18 protein-coding genes are annotated in these 23,660 nt (G+C 63.4%); 12 read left to right on the top strand and 6 right to left on the bottom strand.

Translation table 11 applies throughout. From position 1 onward, the window contains the following. The first annotated feature begins 2 nt into the window (after positions 1-2). From PQR53_RS20830 to PQR53_RS20810, 5 genes are all read left to right on the top strand, one after another. Positions 3-1,304 (top strand): ATP-binding protein, encoded by a 1,302-nt coding sequence (locus PQR53_RS20830; protein WP_408457770.1) that lies wholly within the window; start codon positions 3-5, stop codon positions 1,302-1,304. A 168-nt stretch (positions 1,305-1,472) separates the two neighbouring features. Next, a complete protein-coding gene (locus PQR53_RS20825) occupies positions 1,473-2,999 on the top strand; it encodes a DegQ family serine endoprotease (protein WP_408457768.1) in 1,527 nt (508 codons plus the stop codon). 369 nt (positions 3,000-3,368) lie between these two features. Then, a complete protein-coding gene (locus PQR53_RS20820; RefSeq protein WP_408457765.1) occupies positions 3,369-3,863 on the top strand; it encodes a carboxypeptidase regulatory-like domain-containing protein in 495 nt (164 codons plus the stop codon). Between the two features lie 175 nt (positions 3,864-4,038). Next, positions 4,039-4,431, top strand: a complete 393-nt coding sequence (locus PQR53_RS20815) for a DUF427 domain-containing protein (protein WP_179734119.1) — start codon at positions 4,039-4,041, stop codon at positions 4,429-4,431. Positions 4,432-4,463: 32 nt separating this feature from the next. Next, positions 4,464-5,225, top strand: coding sequence for an SRPBCC family protein (locus tag PQR53_RS20810; RefSeq protein ID WP_408457761.1), 762 nt, complete (start codon positions 4,464-4,466; stop codon positions 5,223-5,225). A gap of 206 nt (positions 5,226-5,431) precedes the next feature. Here the strand turns inward: PQR53_RS20810 and PQR53_RS20805 are convergent, their stop codons facing one another. Further along, positions 5,432-6,427, bottom strand: coding sequence for a helix-turn-helix domain-containing protein (locus PQR53_RS20805; protein WP_408457759.1), 996 nt, complete (start codon positions 6,425-6,427; stop codon positions 5,432-5,434). A 196-nt stretch (positions 6,428-6,623) separates the two neighbouring features. Between PQR53_RS20805 and PQR53_RS20800 the strand changes: the two genes are divergently transcribed. After that, complete coding sequence (locus PQR53_RS20800; RefSeq protein WP_408457756.1) at positions 6,624-7,256, top strand: cysteine hydrolase family protein; 633 nt, start codon at positions 6,624-6,626, stop codon at positions 7,254-7,256. Between the two features lie 231 nt (positions 7,257-7,487). Here the strand turns inward: PQR53_RS20800 and PQR53_RS20795 are convergent, their stop codons facing one another. Beyond that, the gene (locus PQR53_RS20795) at positions 7,488-8,144 is read right to left on the bottom strand and encodes a TetR family transcriptional regulator (RefSeq protein ID WP_408457753.1); all 657 of its coding nucleotides are present in this window, start codon (positions 8,142-8,144) and stop codon (positions 7,488-7,490) included. Between the two features lie 429 nt (positions 8,145-8,573). Here PQR53_RS20795 and PQR53_RS20790 point away from each other — a divergent pair, with 429 nt between their 5' ends. From PQR53_RS20790 to PQR53_RS20780, 3 genes are read left to right on the top strand one after another with little or no spacing between them, the layout of a single operon-like run. Then, positions 8,574-9,803 (top strand): efflux RND transporter periplasmic adaptor subunit, encoded by a 1,230-nt coding sequence (locus tag PQR53_RS20790; protein WP_408457751.1) that lies wholly within the window; start codon positions 8,574-8,576, stop codon positions 9,801-9,803. A gap of 18 nt (positions 9,804-9,821) precedes the next feature. Further along, positions 9,822-13,043, top strand: a complete 3,222-nt coding sequence (locus tag PQR53_RS20785) for an efflux RND transporter permease subunit (protein WP_408457749.1) — start codon at positions 9,822-9,824, stop codon at positions 13,041-13,043. A gap of 1 nt (position 13,044) precedes the next feature. Continuing rightward, a complete protein-coding gene (locus PQR53_RS20780; protein WP_408457747.1) occupies positions 13,045-14,592 on the top strand; it encodes an efflux transporter outer membrane subunit in 1,548 nt (515 codons plus the stop codon). A 247-nt stretch (positions 14,593-14,839) separates the two neighbouring features. Here PQR53_RS20780 and PQR53_RS20775 read toward each other — a convergent pair whose 3' ends face one another. Then, positions 14,840-16,249, bottom strand: coding sequence for a nucleobase:cation symporter-2 family protein (locus tag PQR53_RS20775; RefSeq protein ID WP_408457745.1), 1,410 nt, complete (start codon positions 16,247-16,249; stop codon positions 14,840-14,842). A 424-nt stretch (positions 16,250-16,673) separates the two neighbouring features. Between PQR53_RS20775 and PQR53_RS20770 the strand changes: the two genes are divergently transcribed. The 3 genes from PQR53_RS20770 to fghA all read left to right on the top strand — a co-directional run bounded on the left by PQR53_RS20770 (position 16,674) and on the right by fghA (position 20,515). Next, positions 16,674-18,227 carry a xylulokinase gene (locus PQR53_RS20770; RefSeq protein ID WP_408457742.1) on the top strand — a complete coding sequence of 518 codons (1,554 nt, stop codon included), beginning with the start codon at positions 16,674-16,676 and terminating at the stop codon, positions 18,225-18,227. A gap of 253 nt (positions 18,228-18,480) precedes the next feature. Continuing rightward, positions 18,481-19,587: an S-(hydroxymethyl)glutathione dehydrogenase/class III alcohol dehydrogenase gene (locus PQR53_RS20765; protein ID WP_028197996.1), complete on the top strand. Its 1,107-nt coding sequence runs from the start codon at positions 18,481-18,483 to the stop codon at positions 19,585-19,587. A gap of 79 nt (positions 19,588-19,666) precedes the next feature. Then, on the top strand, positions 19,667-20,515 hold the full coding sequence (gene fghA, locus PQR53_RS20760) for an S-formylglutathione hydrolase (protein WP_408457738.1): 849 nt from the start codon (positions 19,667-19,669) through the stop codon (positions 20,513-20,515). A 76-nt stretch (positions 20,516-20,591) separates the two neighbouring features. Here the strand turns inward: fghA and PQR53_RS20755 are convergent, their stop codons facing one another. From PQR53_RS20755 to PQR53_RS20745, 3 genes are read right to left on the bottom strand one after another with little or no spacing between them, the layout of a single operon-like run. Continuing rightward, positions 20,592-21,374 carry a metal ABC transporter permease gene (locus PQR53_RS20755; protein WP_179734094.1) on the bottom strand — a complete coding sequence of 261 codons (783 nt, stop codon included), beginning with the start codon at positions 21,372-21,374 and terminating at the stop codon, positions 20,592-20,594. Continuing rightward, positions 21,367-22,338, bottom strand: coding sequence for an ABC transporter ATP-binding protein (locus tag PQR53_RS20750; protein ID WP_408457736.1), 972 nt, complete (start codon positions 22,336-22,338; stop codon positions 21,367-21,369). The genes PQR53_RS20755 and PQR53_RS20750 overlap by 8 nt, the downstream gene beginning before the upstream one ends. Continuing rightward, positions 22,335-23,309, bottom strand: coding sequence for a metal ABC transporter solute-binding protein (locus PQR53_RS20745; RefSeq protein WP_408457734.1), 975 nt, complete (start codon positions 23,307-23,309; stop codon positions 22,335-22,337). The genes PQR53_RS20750 and PQR53_RS20745 overlap by 4 nt, the downstream gene beginning before the upstream one ends. Between the last annotated feature and the right edge of the window lie 351 nt (positions 23,310-23,660).

Below are 23,660 nucleotides of genomic sequence, written 5' to 3'. Positions count from 1 at the left end.
CGATGCGTTCGATTCGCCGTCAATTGCTGTTCTGGCTGCTGGCGCTGGTGTTGCTCGGCGTCGGCATTGCGGGTTGGCTGATCTACCGGCAAGCGCTGGCTGAAGCCAACGAACTGTTCGATTACCAGTTGGAGCAGATCGCCGCCGCGCTGCCGTCGGAACCGTTTTCGCAAGTGCTCGGTTCGCGCGACACGGGCGACGAAGGCATCGTGCTGCAAATCTGGAATCGCAACGGTGTGTTGATGTACTACTCGCGACCGCGTGCGCCGCTCGCGCCACGCGCCGAACTCGGCTTTTCCACCGAGCATACGGAGCGCGGCGACTGGCGTGTGTATGGCGCGATTGTCGGCGATAACGTCGTGCAGCTGGCGCAGCCGGTTTCGGTGCGCAACCGGCTCGCGGCGAACGTCGCGTTGCGCACCCTATGGCCATTGATCGTACTGCTGCCGCTATTGGGCCTGGCGGTGTGGGTGATCGTCGGACGCGGACTGCGGCCATTGCGGCGCGTGACCAGCGCGCTCGACGCGCGCCACCCCGAGGCGCTCGATCCGTTGCCCGACCAGCGCCTGCCGCTTGAAGTGCAGCCGCTCGTGCGCGCGTTGAACGGCCTGCTCGAACGTCTCGCCACCGCGCTCGACATTCAGAAAGCATTCGTTGCAGACGCCGCGCACGAATTGCGCACGCCGCTCGCCGCGGTGCAGATTCAGTCGCAACTGGTCGCCCGCGCGAAAGACGACGTAGCGCGCAGCGAAGCGCTGGCCGATCTGCAAGCGGGTGTCACGCGCGCCACGCGGCTTGCCGAACAATTGCTGGCGCTCGCACGCTCGGAACCGGACGGCCTCGCCGCGACCAACGCGATCGATCTGCGCGCTCTGCTGCAGGACTGTGTGGTGGCGTACGCGCCGCTTGCGCAGAATCGCGGCGTCGATCTCGGCATCGAGGCGAGCGAATCCGCCACGGTGATCGGCGACGCCGACGCGCTGCGTGTGATGTTCAACAACCTCGTTGATAACGCAACCAAATACACGCCGCGAGGCGGGCGCGTCGACGTTGGCCTGCAGGTCGAAGAAGGGCATCCGGTGGTACGGATCGCCGACAGCGGGCCGGGCATCGAGCCGGCCGAACGCGACCGCGTATTCGATCGCTTCTACCGGGCCGGCGCCGGCGCGAACCGCGCGCGCACCGATGTGGCGGGCACCGGCCTCGGCCTCGCGATCGTGCGGCGCATCGCTACACAACACCATGCCGCGGTCCGGCTCGACGAATCGCCGACGGGTGGTTTGCAGGTCGAGATACGTTTCTGAGCGTGAGGCGTTCTGTTCGGAAAGTGATTCGAACCAGGCTTAAGCGAGGCTTAAACGCGCCTAAAAAACTGCGCTGAGGCGATCTGACGCTGCTTAAGACTCTTTTAAGCGATGCCACGTACGCTTCATCTCATTCCAAAGCCTCTTTCTCCCAGTCAGGAGTACACGATGAACGCGAAAACCTTGTCCCGCAGCGCTGTTGCAGTGGCTGTCGCCGTGGCGCTTTCCGCCGGCTATGTGGCGGGGCATCGCGACGTGCCCGCGCCGCAGGTGATCACGCCGGCGCAGGCCGCGATGATGCCTGCTGAAGCTGCCGCGAAAACCGGCATCCCCGATTTCTCGGGCCTGGTCGAAACATACGGCCCGGCTGTCGTCAACATCAGCGCGAAGCATGTGGTCAAGCAGGCTGCCTTGCGCGGCAACGGCGGTAATGGCGCCAACAGCGGCAACCAGTTGCCGATCGATCCGAGCGATCCCTTCTATCAGTTCTACAAGCGCTTCTTCGGCGGCGTGCCGGGCATGCAAGGCGGCGACGGTAGCGACGGCGGCGATGCGCCCGATCAACCGAGCGCGAGTCTGGGTTCGGGGTTCATCGTCAGCAGTGACGGTTACATCCTGACCAACGCCCATGTGGTGGACGGCGCGAACGTCGTTACCGTGAAGCTGACCGACAAGCGTGAGTTCAGGGCGAAAGTGGTGGGTGCCGACAAGCAGTCCGACATTGCCGTGCTGAAGATCGACGCGAGCAGTCTGCCGACCGTGAAGATCGGCGATCCGCGTCAGAGCAAGGTCGGCCAGTGGGTGGTCGCGATCGGCTCGCCTTACGGTTTCGACAACACGGTGACCTCGGGCATCATCAGCGCGAAGTCGCGTTCACTGCCGAACGAGAACTACACGCCGTTCATCCAGACCGACGTGCCGGTGAATCCGGGTAACTCGGGTGGACCGTTGTTCAACTTGCAGGGCGAGGTGATTGGTATCAACTCGATGATCTATTCGCGCACGGGCGGCTTCCAGGGCCTTTCGTTCGCGATTCCGATCAATGAAGCGATCAAGGTCAAGGACGACATCGTCAAGACCGGCCATGTGAGCCGCGGACGTCTCGGCGTCGCGGTGCAGGGCATGAACCAGACGCTGGCCAATTCGTTCGGCATGCAAAAGCCGCAAGGCGCGCTCGTCAGCTCGGTCGATCCGAGCGGCCCGGCCGCCAAGGCCGGTTTGCAACCGGGCGACGTGATTCTGTCGGTGAATGGTGAACCGGTTGGCGATTCGTCGGATCTGCCGTCGCAGGTCGCGGGTCTGGCGCCGGGCAGCTCCGCCACTGTGCAGGTGTGGCGCGACAAGGCCACCAAGGACCTGAAGGTGACGATCGGCTCGTTGTCGGATGCCAAGGTGGCTTCGGATAAGGCCGATCAGCCGGCTCAGTTGCAAGGCCGGCTCGGCGTGGCGGTGCGGCCGCTGACGCCCGAAGAAAAGAGCAGCGCATCGGTGTCGCACGGCCTGTTGGTGCAGCAATCGGGCGGCGCGGCTGAAAGCGCCGGCATCCAGCCCGGCGACGTGATTCTGGCGGTGAATGGCCGGCCGGTCACGAGCGTGGATCAGCTGAAGCAGATGATCGCCGGCGCGGGCAACAGCATCGCCTTGCTGATCCAGCGTGATAACGCGCAGATCTTCGTGCCGGTGGATCTCGGCTGAGGATCGGCGGATCGGTGAGTCGGTCAGCGTGTTGGCGGCTTGAATGGTCGCGTGGTCGATCGTTTGGCTGGCATGTTGACTGGTTGACTGATACAGCTGATCGTTTGGTCGCCATTCTCTGGCTGACGCGCTGGCCGATCTTGCCTGGAAATTGAAGCAACGCTTGCCGGTCCTTGCATTTACTGCGGATGGACCGGCATTTTTTTCGCCTGGCCAATGTCATGAAGAAGGTCGCGCTGTGCCGCGTGGCGCGGTGCAGCAGCGGTTTCCTGACGACGCGACTGGCCGGTTGGCACGCAGGTTGCGTCTGCCTTGGTCCGGGTCCATCGACGGACACGGACGACAAGGACCTTAATAAGGAGCGAACCGATGAAAACCCAACGCAATCAGCGAAGGATCGTAGCCGCCGCGGTATGCGCAGCGCTCACGCTCGGTCTGGCAAGTGGCGCTTATGCACAGGCGAGTGACGTAACGGGCGGCAGCACCGCCGACGAAAGCAGCGCGGGCAACGCAAACGGTGGCGGCCTGCCGCAAATCCAGCAGCAAGGCGACGTCTCGTTCGTATCGGGCGGCGTCGGCCTTGACGAATCGAAAGCACTGCAGCAGGCACAAAGCCAGTGGCCGCTGTCGCTGCGCTTCACCGGACCCGGCTCCGATTTTCTGGCCGACATCCACGTGCGCGTGGTCGACGCGCACGGCGGCGAAGTCTTGAGCACCACGTCGCGCGGGCCGTACATGCTGGTCAAGCTGCGGCCGGGCCGTTACACCGTGCATGCGCAATACAAGGATCGCGACCAGACCAAGCCGGTGACGATCCCGGCCAAGGGTACCGCCAAGGCTGCCTTCTATTGGAACACGCAGTAAGCGGCTCGCCTGTTTGAGTGGCGTCGGGCGAGACCCCTCGTCGGCCCTCAGGAAGGCCGCGCAATCGGCGGAAGTTTGGCCGATAATGAAGCCACGGGCGCGCCCCGTGGCTTTGCTGTTTGCACTGTCGCACACGAGTTGCACACCGAGTAGGACGTCACCACGGAGCCGAGACATGAGCGATGCCTTGACACCTCACGGAAGCCCCGGCGCGAGCACGGGCGGGCATACCATCGGCATATCCGGCAACAATCACCGGGTGCGTGTGATCCATGGCGGTGTGACCATGGCCGACACCCAGGCGGGCCTGACGCTCACGGAAACCGGTCTCGCGGACGTGTTCTATTTTCCGCGTGGCGACGTGAACATGGCGCGCCTCGAACGCTCAACGCATACTTCGCACTGCCCGTTCAAGGGCGACGCGTCGTACTTCCATCTGCGCACTGAAGACGGTCTGATCGAAAACGCCGTCTGGAGCTATGAGGCGCCGTTCGAGGCGGCCGCACAAATAAAAGGGTATCTGGCGTTTTACGCATCGCGCGTCGACCGTATCGATCAGACTTCCTGACCGGTTGTCGCGCGTTCATCGGGGAGGCTGGTATGGAATTGAACGACGCGTTACGGATTCCGCTTGCGCCGTCCGAGGTTTGGGACGCGTTGCAGGACCTCGCCTTGTTGCGTGCCAGCCTCGACAATTGCGAGTCGTTCACCCGGCTTAGCCACGGCGAATATGCGCTTGCCATGACCGTGCCGCTCGGGCCGTTGCGCGCGCGTTACGAAGCGCGCGCTCACGTAGCCGGTCAGGATTCCGGACCGGCGGATGCGCAGCGCCGCACCATCAACTTCAAGGCGCGAGCCGAAGGTATCGGCGCGTTACGCGGGCAGATCGAAGTGAGATTGCGCGCGGAGGACGGCTCGCATGGCATCGGCAGAGAGCGGGGCACGCGGATCGACTACACGATCTGGGCGACCTCGTCCGGGCCGCTCGCCGAATTGCCCACGCGTCAGCTTGAAAACGCGCTGCACCAGCTGGCTGATGATTTTTTCGACGAGTTCGGTGCGGTCGTTCGTGCCAAGCATGGGCAAGGGCCGAACCGCGCGCGGGGGACGTCGTCGCGCCGGCAGCATGTGTTTCTGCGACCGATCACGCTCGGCGGTATGGCTCGGCGGACTCGTACGGATCATGGCAACGCGTTGAGCGGGCGGGCGGCGAGCGCGTCGCATGGGGCGGCCCATGGTGTGTCGCATGGCGTCTCGCATCGCGAGTCCGGTGCGCACGCCGTTCCGAACTGGGCGTGGGCGGCGATGATTTTTCTGGTGGCGCTGCTGTTGTATGTGGCGCGCTGGATTAGCGAACACTGACGAGTCGGGTTGGCTGCACCGCACAGCCAGGCGCGCCGCTGTCGCGCTGACGCGACTACGAATTCCCGGTGGAGCGCTACGAAACATCGTTGACCAGATTGCGTTTGTGGCCCTCGAATGGTTTATCGGGTTCCCTTGTTTTTCCGATGCTTGCCATCCCCGCGCTCTCAAACCAAAGTTATCGAGTGCCTTCATGTTTCATGTGCTCACACGCCGCGGAACTCCCGCCGCCATGCAGACGGCGAAGTGCGGAACGCCTCGGTGAAATGCTGCCGGAGCGAAGCGGTCGAGCCGAAGCCCGCAATCCCGGCGATCGCTTCCACTGACTCATCCGTGCTTTCCAGCAACTGCTGCGCGCGCGCGAGCCGCTGCGCCAACAGCCATGCGCCGACGGTCGTGCCGGTGGCCAGCCGGAAGCGCCGGGTAAACGTGCGGCGGCTCATCAGCGCGCGTTCGGCGAGCGTGTCGAGCGTATGCGGCGCGTCCAGATTCCCGCTCACCCACTCGAGCAGGCAGGACAGGCGGTCGCCGCGCACGTTCGGCGCCACCGGTTGCTGAATGTACTGCGCCTGGCCACCCTGCCGATGCGGCGGCACCACCAGCCGGCGCGCGACATAGTTCGCCGCCTGCGCGCCGCACATCTTGCGCAGCACATGCAGGCAACAGTCGAGACCGGCGGCGGTGCCGGCGGAGGTCAGCACGTTGCCGTCGTCGACATACAGCACGTCCGGATCGAGCCGCACGCGCGGATAGCGGCGCGCGAAGTCGTCCGCCCATGCCCAGTGGGTTGACGCCGGCCGCTCGTCCAGAATGCCGGTGGCGGCCAGCACGAACGCGCCCAGGCACAGCCCCACCAGCTGGGCGCCGCGCGCATGGGCGGCACGCAGTGCTTCCAGCAGCGCGGTGGGTGGTGTTTCGTCCGGGTCGCGCCAGCTCGGCACGATGATCGTGTCCGCATCGGCGAGTGCTTCGAGCCCATGCGTGACGGCGATCGAGAACCCGGCGGTCGTGGTCAGGATGCCGCTCTCGGCAGCGCAGACACGAAAGTCGAAGTTGGGCAAGCCGCCGGCACGGCGGTCCTCGCCGAACACCACGCACGGCACCGAAAGATGGAACGGGTTGATGCGGTCGAACGCGACCACCGCGACGACGTGGCGGGGCGCGTCGTCGCGCGCGGCGGTGGGGGAGGTGGGAGTAGCCATCAGGCGCGATCGTCCTGTGAAATCCAACGATGATCCAACGATGATCCAACGATGGCCCGATTCTAGCGAATATTGTCGTTCGGGTCGCTGTCGGGAAAGCGGCGTGTGGCCAACAATGCTGTCATCGCCGCTGCCTGCTCAAGTCCCATGCCGCGCAGTGCGAGCCCTAACCGTTGAACCGACAAGGAGTCTTGCCATGACCGCACCCCGCCGCGCGCTGATCGTCATCGATGTGCAGAACGAATACGTCACAGGCGATCTGCCGATCGAATATCCGGATGTGCAAACCTCGCTCGCCAACATCGGCCGGGCGATGGATGCGGCCCGCGCAACCGGCGTGCCGGTGGTAGTCGTGCAGAATGTCGCGCCGGCCACCTCGCCGTTGTTCGCGCGCGGCAGCGTCGGCGCGGAACTGCACCCGGTGGTGGCCTCGCGCCCGCACGATCACTATGTGGAGAAGTCGCTGCCGAGCGCTTATGCCGGCACCGATCTGGGTGCCTGGCTTGCCGCGCGCGAGATCGACACGCTGACGGTGATCGGCTACATGACCCATAACTGCGATGCGTCGACCATCTTCCACGCGGTGCACGACGGGCTTACGGTCGAATTCCTGGACGATGCGACAGGCTCGGTGCCCTACGAGAACAGCGCGGGTTTTGCGAGTGCGCAGGAGATTCACCGGGTGTTCAGCGTGGTGTTGCAGTCGCGCTTCGCGGCCGTGGCGAGCACGGAACAATGGATTGCAGCGGTGAAGAGCGGAGCGCCGCTCGAACGCAGCAACATCTACGCGTCGAACCAGAAGGCGCGGGCGAGTCAGGCGGCCGCCTGAGGTAGTTGCATGGGCTTGGTAAAAGGTTTACGCAAAGGCCTGCTGCAACGATCTGCTGCAAAGGCCTGCTGGGAAAATCTGCTGCAAAAAGCCTGCGGAAGGCCTGCGGTAAGGATCCACTGTTAAGACCCGCTGCAGAGCCCTATCGCAATGGCTTGCATGAGCAAAACAAAAGCGGGCGGAGTGCGTGAATGCGCAGCCCGCCCGCTGTTTCGTAGCCGCGCTAAGTATTCAGCTAGCGGACCCCGCCGCCTTCCCCTGGCGCAACGCTGGACTCAGCCGCAGCGCATCGAACATCCCCGCAACCATTTGCTCCGCATGCTTGCCGAAATCGGTCGCCTCCGGCAGAAACAGCATGTCGCGCAGCGATCCGCTGACGAACGCGTGCACCATTGCCGCCGCGATGCTGGTGTCGAGATCGGCCGGCATTTGCCCTTTGGAGATGGCATTGCGCAGACCGCCTTCGACCTTCTTCAGCCCTTCGCGCATATTGGTCTGATAGCGAACCATCACCGGTCCCATTTCCTCGACCAACTCGCACTTCAGAAACAGGATGTCGAATACGCGCCGGCGGCGCGGGTCGTTGGCCGTGTCGCGCAGGCAAACCGTGCAGATTTCCATCAGGCGCCCGAGCGGGTCGGGCTCATTGGGATCTAGCGACGCGGCCTTGAGTTCATCCAGCGGCAACAGCACGCGGTCGAACATTTCAGTAAACAGATCGCTTTTGTGGGCGAAATGCCAATAGATGGCGCCGCGCGTGACACCGGCCGCCTGCGCAATGTCGGCGAGAGACGTGCGCGACACGCCTTTCTCGAAGAAAACCCGTTCGGCCGCGTCGAGAATGCTATTCCGCGTCTCCTGCGCCTCTTCTTTGGTTCTTCTGACCATACCTGGTGTGAGCTGCCCTGAGTGTGGGGTTTTCCCGAGCGGTTTTAAGTACGCTCGATGACAATCTGTCTACAGTTAAGCAAATTGCGAATCGATCTTGCGGGCCCCCTAGGCACCTGAGAAGTAAATGCACTTTTACATGCATTCGTGGATGTATATATAATAGCATCCCAGGATCGGATAGCCCAAGCCGTGACGACCGGTTAATATCCGTCACTGTTGCCTTTCAAAACGCTATTGCGCCGTGCCCAAAGGGCCGCGCCGTGCGGCATTTCCCGGGTTTGGCGCATTTTGCTCGGGTGCCCCTGCAGCTTCGGTTTGCACCCACGGGCTTCCGGTCACGCGTCGCAAGACGCATGTGTGCGCTGTCGTCCCCGGGGTAGGGATGCGCGCACTTTTTCATTCTCAGTCTTAGACAGAGGTCGCTCCATGCGCGTCGAACGGGTTCCATTCCGCTTAATCAGTGCCGCGACGGCTGCCGTATTGCTGGCAGCGTGCGGACCAAAACAATCTGCGCCGCCGCCGCAAACGCCTGAAGTTGGCGTTGTCACCGTCCAACCGACAGCTGTGCCCGTTATTACCGAATTGCCGGGCCGCACCAGTGCCTTCCTCGTCGCGCAAGTCCGCGCACGGGTCGACGGCATCGTGCTGCGCCGTGAATTCACCGAGGGCGACCAGGTCAAGGCCGGCCAGCGTCTGTACAAGATCGATCCGGCGCCCTATATCGCGACATTGAACAACGCGAAGGCAACGTTGGCGAAGGCCCAGGCGAACCTCGCGTCGACCACCGCGCAAGCCAACCGCTTCAAGGTGCTGGTTGCCGCCAACGCAGTCAGCAAGCAGGACTACGACAACGCGGTGGCCTCAGCAGGCCAGGCCGCGGCTGACGTGGCCGCCGGCAAGGCCGCGGTCGACACGGCGCAGATCAACCTCGGCTATACCGACGTGACGTCGCCGGTGTCGGGCCAGATCGGCATCTCGCAAGTCACGCCGGGCGCCTATGTGCAGGCGAGCGCCGCCACGCTGATGGCCACGGTCCAGCAACTCGATCCGACCTACGTGGACCTGGTGCAATCGAGCCTCGACGGTCTGAAGCTGCGCCGCGACGTCCAGGAAGGCCGTCTGAAGACGAGCGGCCCGGACGCCGCCAAGGTCTCGCTGGTCCTCGAAGACGGCCGCACCTATTCGGAAAAGGGCAAGCTGCAGTTCACCGACGTGACGGTCGACCAGGGTACTGGTTCCGTCACGGTTCGCGCGATCTTCAAGAACGCGGACAAGGTCCTGCTGCCGGGTATGTTCGTGCGCGCCAGGATCGAAGAGGGCATCAACGAAAACGCGCTCGTCGTGCCGCAAGTGGGCATCACGCATGACCAGAAGGGTCAGCCGACCGCGCTGGTCGTAGGCCAGGACGACAAGGTCGCGTTGCGTCAGCTGGTGACGTCGGGCACGTACGGGTCGAACTGGGTGGTCGAGAGCGGCCTGAAGGCCGGTGACCGCGTGATTGTCCAGGGCACCGACAAGGCGAAACCCGGCATGCAGGTCAAGACCGTCGCCGCGCAACTTCCCGCCACACCCGCTTCCGACGCATCCGCTCAGGATGCGCCGGCCGCCAGCGGTGCGCAGACGGCACAACCTGCCTCCGCTGCATCGGGCGCGTAATAACAGGGAGCCCGCCTCATGGCAAAGTTCTTTATTGATCGCCCGATTTTTGCATGGGTGATCGCCATTATTCTGATGCTCGCGGGTATCGCGTCGGTGTTTACGTTGCCGATCGCGCAATACCCGACCATCGCCCCGCCGGCCGTGCAGATCAGCGCAACGTACCCGGGCGCATCGGCGAAGACGGTGGAAAACACCGTCACGCAGGTGATCGAGCAGCAGATGAGTGGTCTTGACCACTTGCTGTATCTGTCGTCCACGTCGGACGACTCGGGTACGGCAACCATCACGCTGACGTTCGCAGCTGGCACCAATCCTGACATCGCGCAGGTGCAGGTGCAGAACAAGCTGCAGCTCGCCACGCCGCTGTTGCCGCAAGCCGTGCAGCAGCTGGGCACCAAGGTCACGAAGTCGAGCAGCAGCTTCTTGCTGGTGATGGCGTTCGTGTCCGAAGACGGCAGCATGAGCAAGTACGACCTGGCAAACTACGTCGCGTCGAACGTCGAAGACCCGGTCAGCCGGATCGACGGTGTAGGTACGGTGACGCTGTTCGGCTCGCAGTATGCAATGCGGATCTGGCTGGACGCGAACAAGCTGACCAACTTCGGCCTCACGCCGGTGGATGTGCAAACGGCGCTGACCAACCAGAACGTGCAGGTCGCGGGCGGTTCGCTCGGCGGCACGCCGTCGGTGCCGGGTCAGGTGCTGCAGGCAACCATCACGGAAGCCACACTGCTGAATACGCCTGAACAGTTCGGCAACGTGCTGCTCAAGGTGAACCCGGACGGTTCGCAAGTCCGCATCAAGGACGTGGCGCGAATCGAACTCGGTGGCGAAAACTACAACTTCGACACCAAGTACAACGGTCAGCCGACGGCAGGCTTCGGTATTCAGCTCGCCACGGGCGCTAACGCACTGGCCACGGCCAAGGCGGTGCGCGCGAAGGTCGCGGAACTGTCGAAGTACTTCCCGCACGGCCTCGTCGTTCAGTATCCGTACGACACCACGCCGTTCGTGCGCCTGTCGATCGAAGAAGTGGTCAAGACGCTGCTCGAAGGTATCGTGCTGGTGTTCCTGGTCATGTACCTGTTCCTGCAGAACCTGCGCGCCACGCTGATCCCGACGATCGCCGTGCCGGTGGTGCTGTTGGGTACATTCGCGATCATGGGTCTGGTGGGCTTCTCGATCAACACGCTGTCCATGTTCGGGCTCGTGCTGGCGATCGGCTTGCTGGTGGACGATGCGATCGTGGTGGTGGAAAACGTCGAGCGGGTGATGCAGGAGGAGGGTTTATCGCCTCGAGATGCGACCCGCAAGGCAATGGACCAGATTACCGGCGCGCTGGTCGGCGTGGCGCTCGTGCTGTCGGCGGTGTTCGTGCCGGTGGCGTTCTCGGGCGGGTCGGTCGGGGCCATTTACCGGCAGTTCTCGCTGACGATCGTGGCGGCGATGGTGCTGTCCGTGCTGGTCGCGTTGATTCTGACGCCGGCGTTGTGCGCGACGATTCTCAAGCCGATCGAAAAGGGCCACGAGGAAAAAACCACCGGTTTCTTCGGCTGGTTCAATCGCACCTTCAACAAGAGCCGCGACAAGTATCACTCGGGCGTGCACCACGTGATCAAGCGCTCGGGCCGTTGGCTGATCATCTACATGGTGGTGATCTTCGCGGTCGGCCTGCTGTTCGTGAAATTGCCGAAGTCGTTCCTGCCTGACGAAGACCAGGGCACGATGTTCGTGCTGGTGCAAACGCCGTCAGGCTCGACACAGGAAACCACGGCGCGCGCGCTGAAGGACGTCTCCGACTATCTGCTCAACACCGAAAAGAGCATTGTCGAATCGACCTTCACGGTGAACGGCTTCAGCTTCGCCGGCCGCGGCCAGAACGCGGGTCTCGTGTTCGTGCGGATGAAGGACTACGCGGAGCGTCAGCACTCGGATCAGAAGGTGCAGGCGCTGGTTGGCCGCCTCTTCATGCACTTCTCGGGCTACAAGAACGCGCTGGTGTATCCGGTGAATCCGCCGTCGATTCCTGAACTCGGTACGGCCGCCGGCTTCGACTTCGAACTGCAGGATCGCGCGGGTATCGGCCACGAAAAGCTGATGGAAGCACGCAACATGCTGTTGGGCATGGCGGCGAAAGACCCGACGCTGGCTCAGGTGCGTCCGAACGGCCTGAACGATACGCCGCAGTTCACGGTCAACATCGACCACGAGAAGGCTTCGGCGCTCGGCGTCTCGTTGTCGGCGATCGACCAGACGTTCTCGATCGCGTGGGCGTCGCAGTACGTGAACAACTTCCTCGATACCGATGGCCGGATCAAGAAGGTGTATCTGCAGGGCGACGCACCGTTCCGCATGAAGCCGGAAGACCTGAATGCCTGGTACGTGCGTAATACGGCCGGCGGCATGGTGCCGTTCTCGTCGTTCGCCAGCGGCACGTGGACCTACGGTTCGCCGAAGCTCGAGCGCTACAACGGTATTTCGGCCGTGGAAATCCAGGGTGCGGCAGCACCGGGCAAGTCGACCGGTCAGGCCATGACGGCCATGGAAGCACTCGTGGCGAAACTGCCGGCGGGGGTTGGCTACGAATGGACGGGTCTGTCGTTGCAGGAACGCCAGTCGGGTTCGCAGGCGCCGATTCTGTACGGCATCTCGATCCTCGTCGTGTTCCTCTGTCTCGCGGCGCTGTATGAAAGCTGGTCGATCCCGTTCTCGGTGATCATGGTGGTGCCGCTCGGCGTGATCGGCGCACTGCTGGCCGCTACGCTGCGCGGGCTCGAGAACGACGTGTTCTTCCAGGTGGGTCTGTTGACCACGGTGGGGCTGTCGGCGAAGAACGCGATTCTGATCGTGGAATTCGCCCGCGAGTTGCAGCAGGGTGAAGGGATGGGGCCGGTCGAGGCCGCGCTCGAAGCCGCGCGTCTGCGGTTGCGTCCGATTCTGATGACCTCGCTCGCGTTCATTCTCGGCGTGATGCCGCTCGCGATCAGTAACGGCGCGGGCTCGGCCAGCCAGCACGCAATCGGTACCGGCGTGATCGGCGGGATGTTGACCGCGACCTTCCTCGCGATTTTCATGATCCCGATGTTCTTCGTCGTGATCCGCGCGAAGTTTGGCGGTGAGAAGGAAGACCCGGATGAGGCGCTCGAACACTATAACCAGCACCATCCGCATGACGGCCAAGGCGGCGGGTCGGCCGGCGGGTCGACTGATCAAGGCTCGGGCAAGGACGGACATTGAGATGCAAAAACACTCTTTGATTGCAGTGGCGGTTGCGCTGTTCGCCGCGGGTTGCACGATGGCGCCGAAGTATCAGCGCCCGGCCGAACCCGTGACGAGCACCTTCCCGACCGGCGGCGTGTATGAAACGCAGCCGGGCGCGAACCAACCGGGCCCGGGGTCAGCGGGCACGTCGATCGCGGCGCGCAGCGCTGGCGGCCAGGCCGCGGCCGATATCGGCTGGCGTGATTTCTTCGTCGATCCGCGCATGCAACGGATCATCGAGATCGCGCTGAAGAACAACCGCGATCTGCGTGTGTCGGTGCTGAACATGCAGGCGTCGGCGGCGCAGTTCCGCATCGTGCGTGCGGGGCTGTTCCCGACGCTCGACGCCGCGGTTTCGCAAAGCAAACAGCGCACGCCGAAAGACCTGTCGTTCTTTAACCAGACGATTACCAACTCGTACTCGGTCGGCCTGAACGCCTCGTGGGAAATCGACTTCTTCGGGCGGATTCAAAGCCTGAAGGACCAGGCGTTGGCGCAGTACCTGGCAACTGCTCAGGCGCGCAAGGCGGCGGAAATCTCGCTGGTCTCGCAGGTGGCGAATCAGTATCTGACGGTGCTGCAACTGGACGATCTTCTGAAGGTCACGCAGAACACGTTGAAGACCTCGGAGGAATCGTATCGGATCGCCGAGTTGCAGTTCGACAACGGCACTGGCTCCGAGCTAGATCTGCGCCAGTCGCAAACAGTGGTCGAGACGGCCAGCGCGAATCTGCAGTCGCAGGAACGTCTGCGGGCGCAGGCTGAAAACGCGCTGGTGCTGCTGGTCGGCGAACCGCTGCCCGCCGATTTGCCGCCGGGTCTAACGTTGAACGACCAGAATCTCCTGACGGATATTCCGGCTGGTTTGCCGTCCGATCTGCTAACGCGTCGTCCGGACATCATGGAGGCCGAGGAGAATCTGCTCGCGGCCAACGCGAATATCGGCGCGGCGCGCGCGGCGTTCTTCCCGAAGGTCTCGCTGACCGGCAGTTTCGGAACACTGAGCCCGACGCTCGGCGGTCTGTTCAAACCCGGTTCGGCGGCATGGAGCTTCGCGCCGTCGATCACGCTGCCGATCTTCGAGGGCGGTCAGAACCTGGCCAATCTCGATCTCGCCAACATCCAGAAGAAAGTCCAGATTGCCACGTACGAAAAGGCGATCCAGACGGCCTTCCGCGAAGTGGCGGACGGGCTGGCGGCACGCGGCACGTACGATCAGCAAATCCAGGCGCTGGAGCGCGATACCTTTGCGGAACAACGCCGGCTGGATCTGTCGAATCTGCGTTATACGAACGGCGTTGACAGCTACCTGTCGGTGCTGACCGCGCAGACCGATCTGTATGCGGCGCAACTGTTATTGACTACTGCGCGCATGGAGCGTCTGCAGAACCTGGTCACGCTGTATCAGGCGCTTGGCGGTGGCTGGATCGAGCGGAGCGGTGAACAGCCGCGTCCGGCCGACGCGCCGGTCGATTACGGCGCGGCCAGTGCGCCGGTTGCAGCTTCGGCAGCGACGGCGGGTTGAGTCTGGCGGGGCGCAAGGCGCGTTTCGTTTCCTCGGAAGCCGCGCTATGCAACGGGTGTGACAGGCAGATTTTCACGGTTTCAGAAAGGCTGCTCTGTCCAACCGGTGACAAAAAAAACGCCACGGCATGCCGTGGCGTTTTTGTTTGCTGCGCTGAATGCGTGTGACTTCAGCAACCCTCAAGCACCTCGCGCACCTCAAGCACCTCACTGACGCCAGTCGCGTGACGCCGGTCCCCAAAAAAAATTCACTGCAAATCCACCGCCCGCAGCATTTCATCGCGTGGCGGCTCATTACCGCCGCGTCCGTCGAAATCATGCCCGGCCTTGCGAATTTCGCACTGCGCCTTCTTCTCGCTCTTCACACCGTTGAAGATCAGGTTCAGCACCACCGCCGATACCGAAGCCAGCAGGATCCCGCTATGCAGCAGCGGCGACAGCGCCGGCGGCAGCTTCGAGAAAAATTGCGGCGACACCACCGGCACCAGACCCATGCCGATACTCACCGCGACGATGAACAGGTTGTGATGGTTCTTCACGAAGTCGACCTTGGCCAGCACCTTGATACCGTTCGCCGCGACCATGCCGAACATCACAATGCCCGCGCCGCCCAGCACGAAGGCCGGCACCGAGGCCACCACCTGCGCCATCTTCGGAAACAGACCCAGCAGCACCAGGATCACACCGCCCATCGCGCAGACAAAGCGGCTCTTCACACCCGTCACGCCGATCAGTCCGACGTTCTGCGAGAACGAGGTATGCGGAAACGAGTTGAAGATGCCACCGATCAACGTGCCCAGACCATCGACGCGCAGGCCGCGCACCAGCGTCTTCTGATCCACCGGACGATCGACCATATCGCCGACGGCGAGGAACATGCCGGTCGATTCGATGAAGGTGACGAACATCACGGTGACCATCGTCGCGATCGCGAGCGGATCGAAATGCGGCAGGCCGAAATGGAACGGCATCACGAAGCCGACCCATGGTGCGTGCGTGACGCCTTCCATGTTGACGCGGCCAAGCGCCAGCGCGATCACGAAACCCGCCACGATGCCGAGCAGCACCGAGATATTGGCGACGAAGCCCTTGGCGAACTTGTTGATGAGCAGAATCAGCATCAGCACGACCAGCGACAGCCCGAGGTAGATCGGGTTGCCGTAATCGGGATTGCCCACGCCGCCGGCCGCCCAGTTGATGCCCACTTCCATCAGCGACAGACCGATCACCGAGATCACCACGCCGATCACCACCGGCGGGAAGAATCGCAGTAACTTGCCGACCGCCGGCGCGAGAAGAATGCCGATGACCCCGGCCGCGATCGTCGAGCCGAAGATATCGAGAATGCCGAGCGAGGGATTGGTGCCGATCGCGACCATCGGACCGACGGCCGCGAAGGTGCAGCCCATGATGACCGGCAGACGGATGCCGAAGATCCACAGACCCAGGGTCTGAATCAGCGTGGCGATGCCACAGGAAAACAGATCGGCGCTGATCAGAAACGCGATCTGGTCTTTCGGCAATTTGAGCGCCGCGCCGATGATCAGCGGCACAGCAACTGCGCCTGCGTACATCACCAAAACGTGCTGAATGCCGAGCGTGAGCAACTGGCCTGTGGGCAGTCGCTCGTCGCACGGGTGAACCGTGTTCGATTGCATTTTGTCTCTCTCCACCATCTCGTTTTGGGATGGCTCCAAGGTATGCGGAACGAAAAAGTGCAACAAGACCACTGGGGCCTATTCCGGCATTCCCGGTGACGATATGCATGAGGCCGATTTGAAAGCTAAAAGAAATGCGCACCCCGCGTAAATCGGCGGTAAGTCCCGCGCAGCGGCGCTGCGGGCCATGAACCGGGCGCGCCCGCCTTAACGAGATATGTGTGAGAATCAATGAGGTGTATCTCGCTCGACGCATAGTGCTGTTTTCATGCAACGCGCGGCGCGGCGGGGTTAACCCGCGATTCCGGGTTTTCAGTGTGCATTCGGGCGCGCTTCCGAAGCGACGCAGCGGTGACGGAAAGCACGCTGTTCCAGGCACCTTTTGCGTGCTTATCCCCAGCCTCAAATTGACGTTCTATCGCCCATGAGTTTTCTTGGCATCGACCTCGGCACCGGCTCCCTCAAAGCAGCAATCATCGATGAAAACGGCCGCGAGCTGGCCGCGGCGAGTGTCGCTTACGCGCTCGAAACGCCGCATCCGGGCTGGGCGGAAACGTCGGTGCAAACCTGGTGGCGCGCGCTATGCGAAGCGGCGGCGCGCTTGCCTGCCGGTCTGCGCGGCAACGTGCAGGCCATCGGGTTCTCTGGACAGATGCACGGTGTCGTGCTGATCGACGCCGAGGGCGAAGCCGTGCGCCCCGCCATGCTCTGGCCCGACACGCGCGCATTGGCCGTGCTTGAGCAGTGGCCCGAGCCGCAGCCGAATCCCGTTGCGCCCGGCATGGCTGGCCCTTTGCTGCGCTGGATCGTGCAGAACGAACCGCAGTCCGCGCAGAAGACGCGTTGGGCGCTGCAACCGAAAGATTGGCTGCGCGTCGCGCTGGGCGGCGCGATCGCAACCGATCCTTCCGACGCCTGCGCGACCGCGCTTGCCGATCCCGCCGGTGTGTGGGATCGCGCGCTGCTCGAGCGGCTCGAATTGCCGCATGAATGGTTTGCACCGCTCGCGCCGTCCTATGCGGCGGGTGGCATTTTGTCGCGGAAAGCCGCGCAGGAACTGGGTCTGCGCGCTGGCATCGTGCTCGCGACCGGCGCTGCCGATACGCCATGCGCGGCACTCGGCAGCGGTCTCGCGCGCGATGGCGACGCGATGCTCACGACAGGCACCGGCGGACAAATCGTGGTGCTCGCCGAACAGGCGCCGCAAGCGATCAGGGGCCTGCATCGCTATCGAGCAGCGAGCGATCACTGGTATCGGATGGCGGCGATGCAAAACGTCGGCGTCGCGCTTGAACGTGTGCGCGGCTGGCTGGGGTATGAATGGGCTGATGCTTATCGTGATGCGTTTGGCGATGTGGCGGGAAATGCGTCCGGCAATGTTGCGGGCGACGTCGCGGGCGGCGCGTTGGGTGGTGTGTCCAGCGGCGCGATTGGCCGTGTGTCGGGCGCTACCACAGGCAGTCTATCGGGCGGCGCTCCCGGCGCTGCAACCGGCCTCACCTTCCTGCCCTACCTCACCGGCGAGCGTACCCCTTGGCTCAACCCGGCCGCGCGTGGTGGCTGGCTCGGCCTGGCGCTCGATCACACGCGCGGCACGATGATGCGCGCCGCATTCGAGGGCGTCGCGTTCTCGCTACGTGCCGGGCTCGACGCGATTCGCGCGAGCGGCGCGACGGTGACGTCATTGAAACTCGCGGGCGGTGGTTCAGTCGATGCGCGCTGGCGGCAATTGCTCGCCGATGCGCTGAACGTTGAGCTCCACGCGGTCGATTGTCCGAACGCGGCGCCACGCGGTGCTGCAATTCTCGGCGGCTTGGCGAGCGGATATTGGCATGCGAGCGATCTCGCCGCGCTTGCGCCGGGCGCGACGCGCGTTGCCGGGCCGCAAGGCGATGCGGCGCTCGCCGAACGTTATGCACGCTTTCTCGATTTGTATGGCCGCGTCGAATCATGGTTCGGCGCGGCTGCGCATCCGTAGGCGAACCGATGGTACAGAGGGACAATGCCGCGGCGCACTTTGCAATACCATGGCGGTTTTCGCGCGCTACATCGTGGGTCGGAATTTTGGGCCATGCAGCAGCGGCAGAGTGGGTCCGCTGCCCGGCCCGCGAATCAGGCGCTGCGTTCGAATCTCGGCAAGCGGACCGCATCGGTCGAACCCGTCAACGGCGCGCCGCGCAATATCGCAGCGCGACGCGCCACGCATTCACAGACTCATAGGAGCATTCACGATGAAAACCAAAGCAGCAATCGCATGGAAAGCAGGCGCCCCGTTGACGATCGAAGAAGTCGATCTCGAAGGGCCGCGCGCCGGAGAAGTGCTGATCGAAGTGAAAGCGACCGGCATCTGTCACACCGACTACTACACGCTCTCGGGCGCCGACCCCGAAGGCATCTTCCCGGCGATTCTCGGCCACGAAGGCGCGGGCGTGATTGTCGATGTCGGTCCTGGCGTCGGCACGTTGAAGAAGGGCGATCACGTCATTCCTCTCTACACGCCGGAATGCCGGCAGTGCAAATTCTGTCTGTCGCGCAAGACCAATCTCTGCCAGGCGATCCGCTCGACGCAAGGCAAAGGCCTGATGCCCGACGCGACCTCGCGTTTCTCGCTGGACGGCAAGCCGCTGTTTCACTACATGGGCACGTCCACGTTTTCGAACTATATCGTCGTGCCGGAGATCGCGGTCGCGAAGGTGCGTGAAGACGCACCGTTCGACAAGATCTGCTACATCGGCTGCGGCGTGACGACGGGCGTCGGTGCTGTCGTGTATTCGGCGAAGGTTGAAGCGGGCGCGAACGTGGTGGTGTTCGGTCTTGGCGGGATTGGCCTGAACGTGATTCAGGGCGCGAAGATGGTCGGCGCGGACAAGATCATCGGCGTCGATCTGAATCCAGGCCGCGTCGAACTGGCGAAGAAGTTTGGCATGACCCACTTCATCAACCCGAACGAAGTCGAGAACGTGGTCGATCACATCGTGCAACTCACCGATGGCGGCGCGGACTATTCGTTCGAATGCATCGGCAACACGAAGGTGATGCGTCAGGCGCTGGAGTGCACGCACAAGGGCTGGGGCCAGTCGTTCATCATCGGCGTGGCGGCGGCGGGCGAGGAAATCAGCACGCGTCCGTTCCAGCTGGTGACGGGTCGCGAGTGGAAAGGTTCAGCGTTCGGCGGCGCACGTGGCCGCACCGACGTGCCGAAGATCGTCGACTGGTACATGGAAGGGAAGATCAACATCGACGATCTGATCACGCATCGCTTGCCGCTCGAACGCATCAACGAAGGCTTCGATCTGATGAAGAAGGGTGAGTCGATCCGCTCGGTCGTGCTGTACTAAGGCGGCACTAGCGCCGCATCAATGCGGCGCCAATACAGCACTTGTACGGAACCGACCCAGCACAGAAAGGAGCATGTGGATGCTTGAACTATTGTCGTCGCATGCCTGCCACGGCGGCGAGCAGCGGATCTACCGGCACGATTCGCAGACCATTGGTTTGCCGATGCGTTTCTCGGTCTATCTGCCGCCGCAGGCCTTGCAGGCCAATGCAAACGTGCCCGCGCTGTTTTACCTCGCCGGTCTGACCTGCACGGAAGAAACCTTTCCGATCAAAGGGGGCGCGCAGCGCTTCGCCGCGCAACACGGCGTCGCGCTGATTGCACCGGACACCAGTCCGCGCGGTGCGGGCGTGCCGGGCGAAAGCGCGGCGTGGGACTTCGGCGTGGGCGCGGGCTTCTACGTCGACGCAACGCAGCAGCCGTGGGCGAAGCACTATCGAATGTACTCGTACGTGCGCGATGAACTGCGCGAAACGGTACTCGCGAATCTGCCGGTGGACGGTGCGCGTCTGGGCATCTTCGGGCATTCGATGGGGGGACATGGCGCGTTGATGCTGGCGCTGCGTAACCCGGAGATTTATCGTTCGGTGTCGGCGTTCGCGCCGATTGCCGCGCCTTCGCAGTGTCCGTGGGGTGTGAAGGCCTTCAGCGGGTATCTCGGCGAAGACCGGGCAGCGTGGAAGCAGTATGACTCGAGCGAGCTGGTGGCTCACGCATCGAGCAAATTCGCGGCAGGGATTCTGGTCGATCAGGGGCTGGCGGATCAGTTCCTCGCCGAGCAGCTGAATCCGGACGTGTTCGAAGCCGCTTGCAAGGCCGCGGGACAGCCGTTGACCTTGCGTCGTCACGAAGGCTACGACCACGGGTATTATTTCATCTCGACTTTCATCGAAGACCACATCGCGCATCACGCGAAGGTGCTGCTTTGAAGTGGCGATAGCCTGATCCTGGCAGCGGCGGCATGCAGGCGTGCCGCCGCTACCGCTGAGTTTGGCCGCTCCCGTTTCAACGCCGCCTCAACAAACTCCCGCCATACACTACCGCCGACAGCACGGTGATCCAGAAGCTCGTCGGCCAATCCGTATAGAACGCCAGCGTCAATCCCAGCCACGCCTGCACCAGTGCAAATACGGCGGCGAGCACGAGCCCGGTGGAAAGCCGCGTCGTCATATTCTGCGCGGCCGCCGCCGGCCCGACCATCAGCGTGAACACCAGCAACACGCCGACGATCTGCGTGCACGCCGCCACCGCCAGTGCGGCAATCGATAGAAACAGCACCGACACCAGACGCAACGACACACCCTTGGCCTCGGCCAATTCCGGCTGTAACGAAGCAAACAGCAGCGGCCGCATGATCGCCGCAAGCGCCAGCAAACTGACAACGCCCAATGCCGCCAGCACGCCGAGCGTCGATGCATTCACGCCGAGCACGTTGCCGAACAGCAGCGCGGTGACCTGGGTCGCGTACGCGGTGAAGAAGTGCAGAAACAGCAAGCCGAAGCCGAGCGACAGCGACAGGATCACGCCGATCGCCACGTCGCGTCCGGCGAGCCGCTCGCCGAGCGCGCCCATGCCGACGCCGGCCGCCAGTGTGAAGCCGATCATCCCCCAGATCGGCGAGATGCCGATCAGGACCGCACCGGTCGCCCCGGTGAAACCGACGTGCGAGAGCGCGTGGCCGGCGAAGGTCTGGCCACGCATCACCAGAAAATATCCCACTATCCCTGCCAGCACCGCGACGATCCCCGACGCCGCGAACGCGTTCACCATGAAATCGTATTCAAACATCGTGCGTGTGTCCGTCGCGTGAGTCGTGCTGGTGTGAGTGGCCGTGGGCGCCACCGTGGTCGTGCGAATGCCCGTGCGAGTGTGCGTGGCCGCCGTTTTCGTCGTGTTCGTGCTCGTGATCGTGTTTTTCGACTTCGACGTCTCCCGACATCACGAAGATGCGGCCGTTCACGCGCATCACATCGATCGGCGAGCCATACAGACGCGACAGCACCGGCCGCGTAATCACCTCATCGACGGTGCCGAGCGCGGCGACGCCGCTCCCGAGATACAGCACGCGATCGAGCGCGTGCAGAAGCGGATTCAGTTCATGCGCCGAGAACAAGACGGCAATGTCGAGTTCCTGCTGCACGCGCCGCACCAGTTCAACCACGCTTTTCTGATGATGCGGATCGAGACTGATCAACGGCTCATCGAGAAGCAGCAGCTTGGGATTGCCGAGCAGGCATTGCGCGAGCAGCAGCCGCTGACGCTCACCCCCCGACAGCTCCGATAACGGCCGCTCGGCCAACTGGCGGCCGCCCACCAGATCGAGCACCCGTTCGACATCCGCGCGGGTCTTGCTGTCCGCGTGGGGCAGGCCCCAGCGGTGGCCGTCGGCTGCCATGGCGACGAAATCGCGGCCGCGCACGCGGCGCCCGGCCAGCGCACTGCGCGTCTGCGGCATATAGCCGATCGAGGCGTTGCCACGCTCGACCGGCTGTCCCAGCACGCGGATCGTGCCGCTCGCCGCCGGCACGAGGCCGAGCACCGCGCGCATCAACGTGGTTTTGCCCGCGCCGTTCGGCCCTAGCACGCCGATGAATTCGCCCTGGTTCACCACGAAGCCGGTGTCGCGCAAAATCGTGCGGCCGCCGAGTTCGAGCGTCACGTGCTCGAGTTCGAGCACGGGCGCATTGGCGCGTGCGCGGGTCGGCGCGCTGGTGGGTGCATCAGCTGGCGTGCCGCGGCCAGTTTCGTTCATTGGGACTTTCCTTTGGCGGATGGGGCCGCTGCATTCGCTCCGTTCGCGTCGCCCGCGCCCAGCGCCTTGCCGAGCGCGTCGAGCTGCGTCAGCATCCACGTCTGATAGGTCTTGCCGGCCGGTTCGGTTTCGGTGACGCTCATGGTCGGCACCTTCGATTGCTGCGCGAGCTTCAACATGCGTTGGGTCAGGGCCTCGGTTGCCTGGCTGTTATAGATCAGAACGCGCACGCGCTTTTCGCGCAGATCGCGTTCGAACGCGGCGATATCGGCCGCGCTTGCTTCAGTGTCGTTCATGGTGGCGAGCTGGAAACGCAGATTACGCATCGTCAGGCCCACCGCGTCCGACATATAGCCGAACACCGGCTCGGTTGCCGTCACCGGCACGCCGGCGTAGCGGCCATGCAGATCGGCGACTTTGGCGTCGATCGGTTTCAGCGAATCGAGAAACTTCGCGAGGTTCGCATCGTACGCCGACTTGTGCGCCGGGTCAGCCGCGACAAGCGCCTCGCTCACCGCGCGCGCCACTTTCGGCATGGTCGCCGGGTCGTACCAGAGGTGCGGATTATCGCCGCCTTTCTTGCCGGCCAGGTCCGCCGCGACGATCGTGGTGCGCTTGGCACCCTTCGAGGCGGCCAGCAGTTTTGCCATCCACGGATCGTAGTCGGCGCCGTTGTAGACCACAAGGCTCGCATGCTGTAATGCGCGCGCCGTCTTCGGGCTGGCTTCGAACAGATGCGGATCCTGATCCGGATTGCTGAGAATGCTCGTCACGTCGACGCGCTCGCCGCCCAGTTGCTGCACGACGTCGCCGTAAAAGTTTTCCGCCGCCACCACCGGGATTTTCGCATCCGCGGCCAACGCGCCCTGACTGAGCGTGACAGCAGCAGCGGCAGCCGCGCCCATGGCCATGGCCTTCGACAGCTTCAGCGCACGGCGCGCCCCGTTCAACATCGAGCCGAATTTCTTCATCGTTTTCCCTGCTGCGTGAAAGTTGAATGAACTACAAATCCTGGGAGCGGCGCGTCTTTTGCGGTCATACATGTCTTCATGCTGGCTCACCGGCCGGGCCATGCAGGGCGGCATGCGCCACCGCATGAGCGAGCGGCACGACATGGTGTTCTGCAATCGATGTAGCCATCAGTGGACCTGCTAACGAACGGGCAGGGCTTCAAAGCGAAGCACGGCCGAAATGATATAACGTATCTCGAATTTTTGTCAGCGGCTTGCACAGAAAGCAGCGTGGCCCTGTTCGATTTCTCGTATTAGTGTTGACCCGGGGCCGCCGCCGCTGCGCTTGGGCCTGACGCGCTGCACCATCGA

The organism is Paraburkholderia fungorum, from assembly GCF_046027605.1.
In the GTDB taxonomy this organism is placed as follows: Bacteria; Pseudomonadota; Gammaproteobacteria; order Burkholderiales; family Burkholderiaceae; genus Paraburkholderia; species Paraburkholderia fungorum_F.
This window is presented reverse-complemented; position numbering and strand designations above follow the sequence as displayed.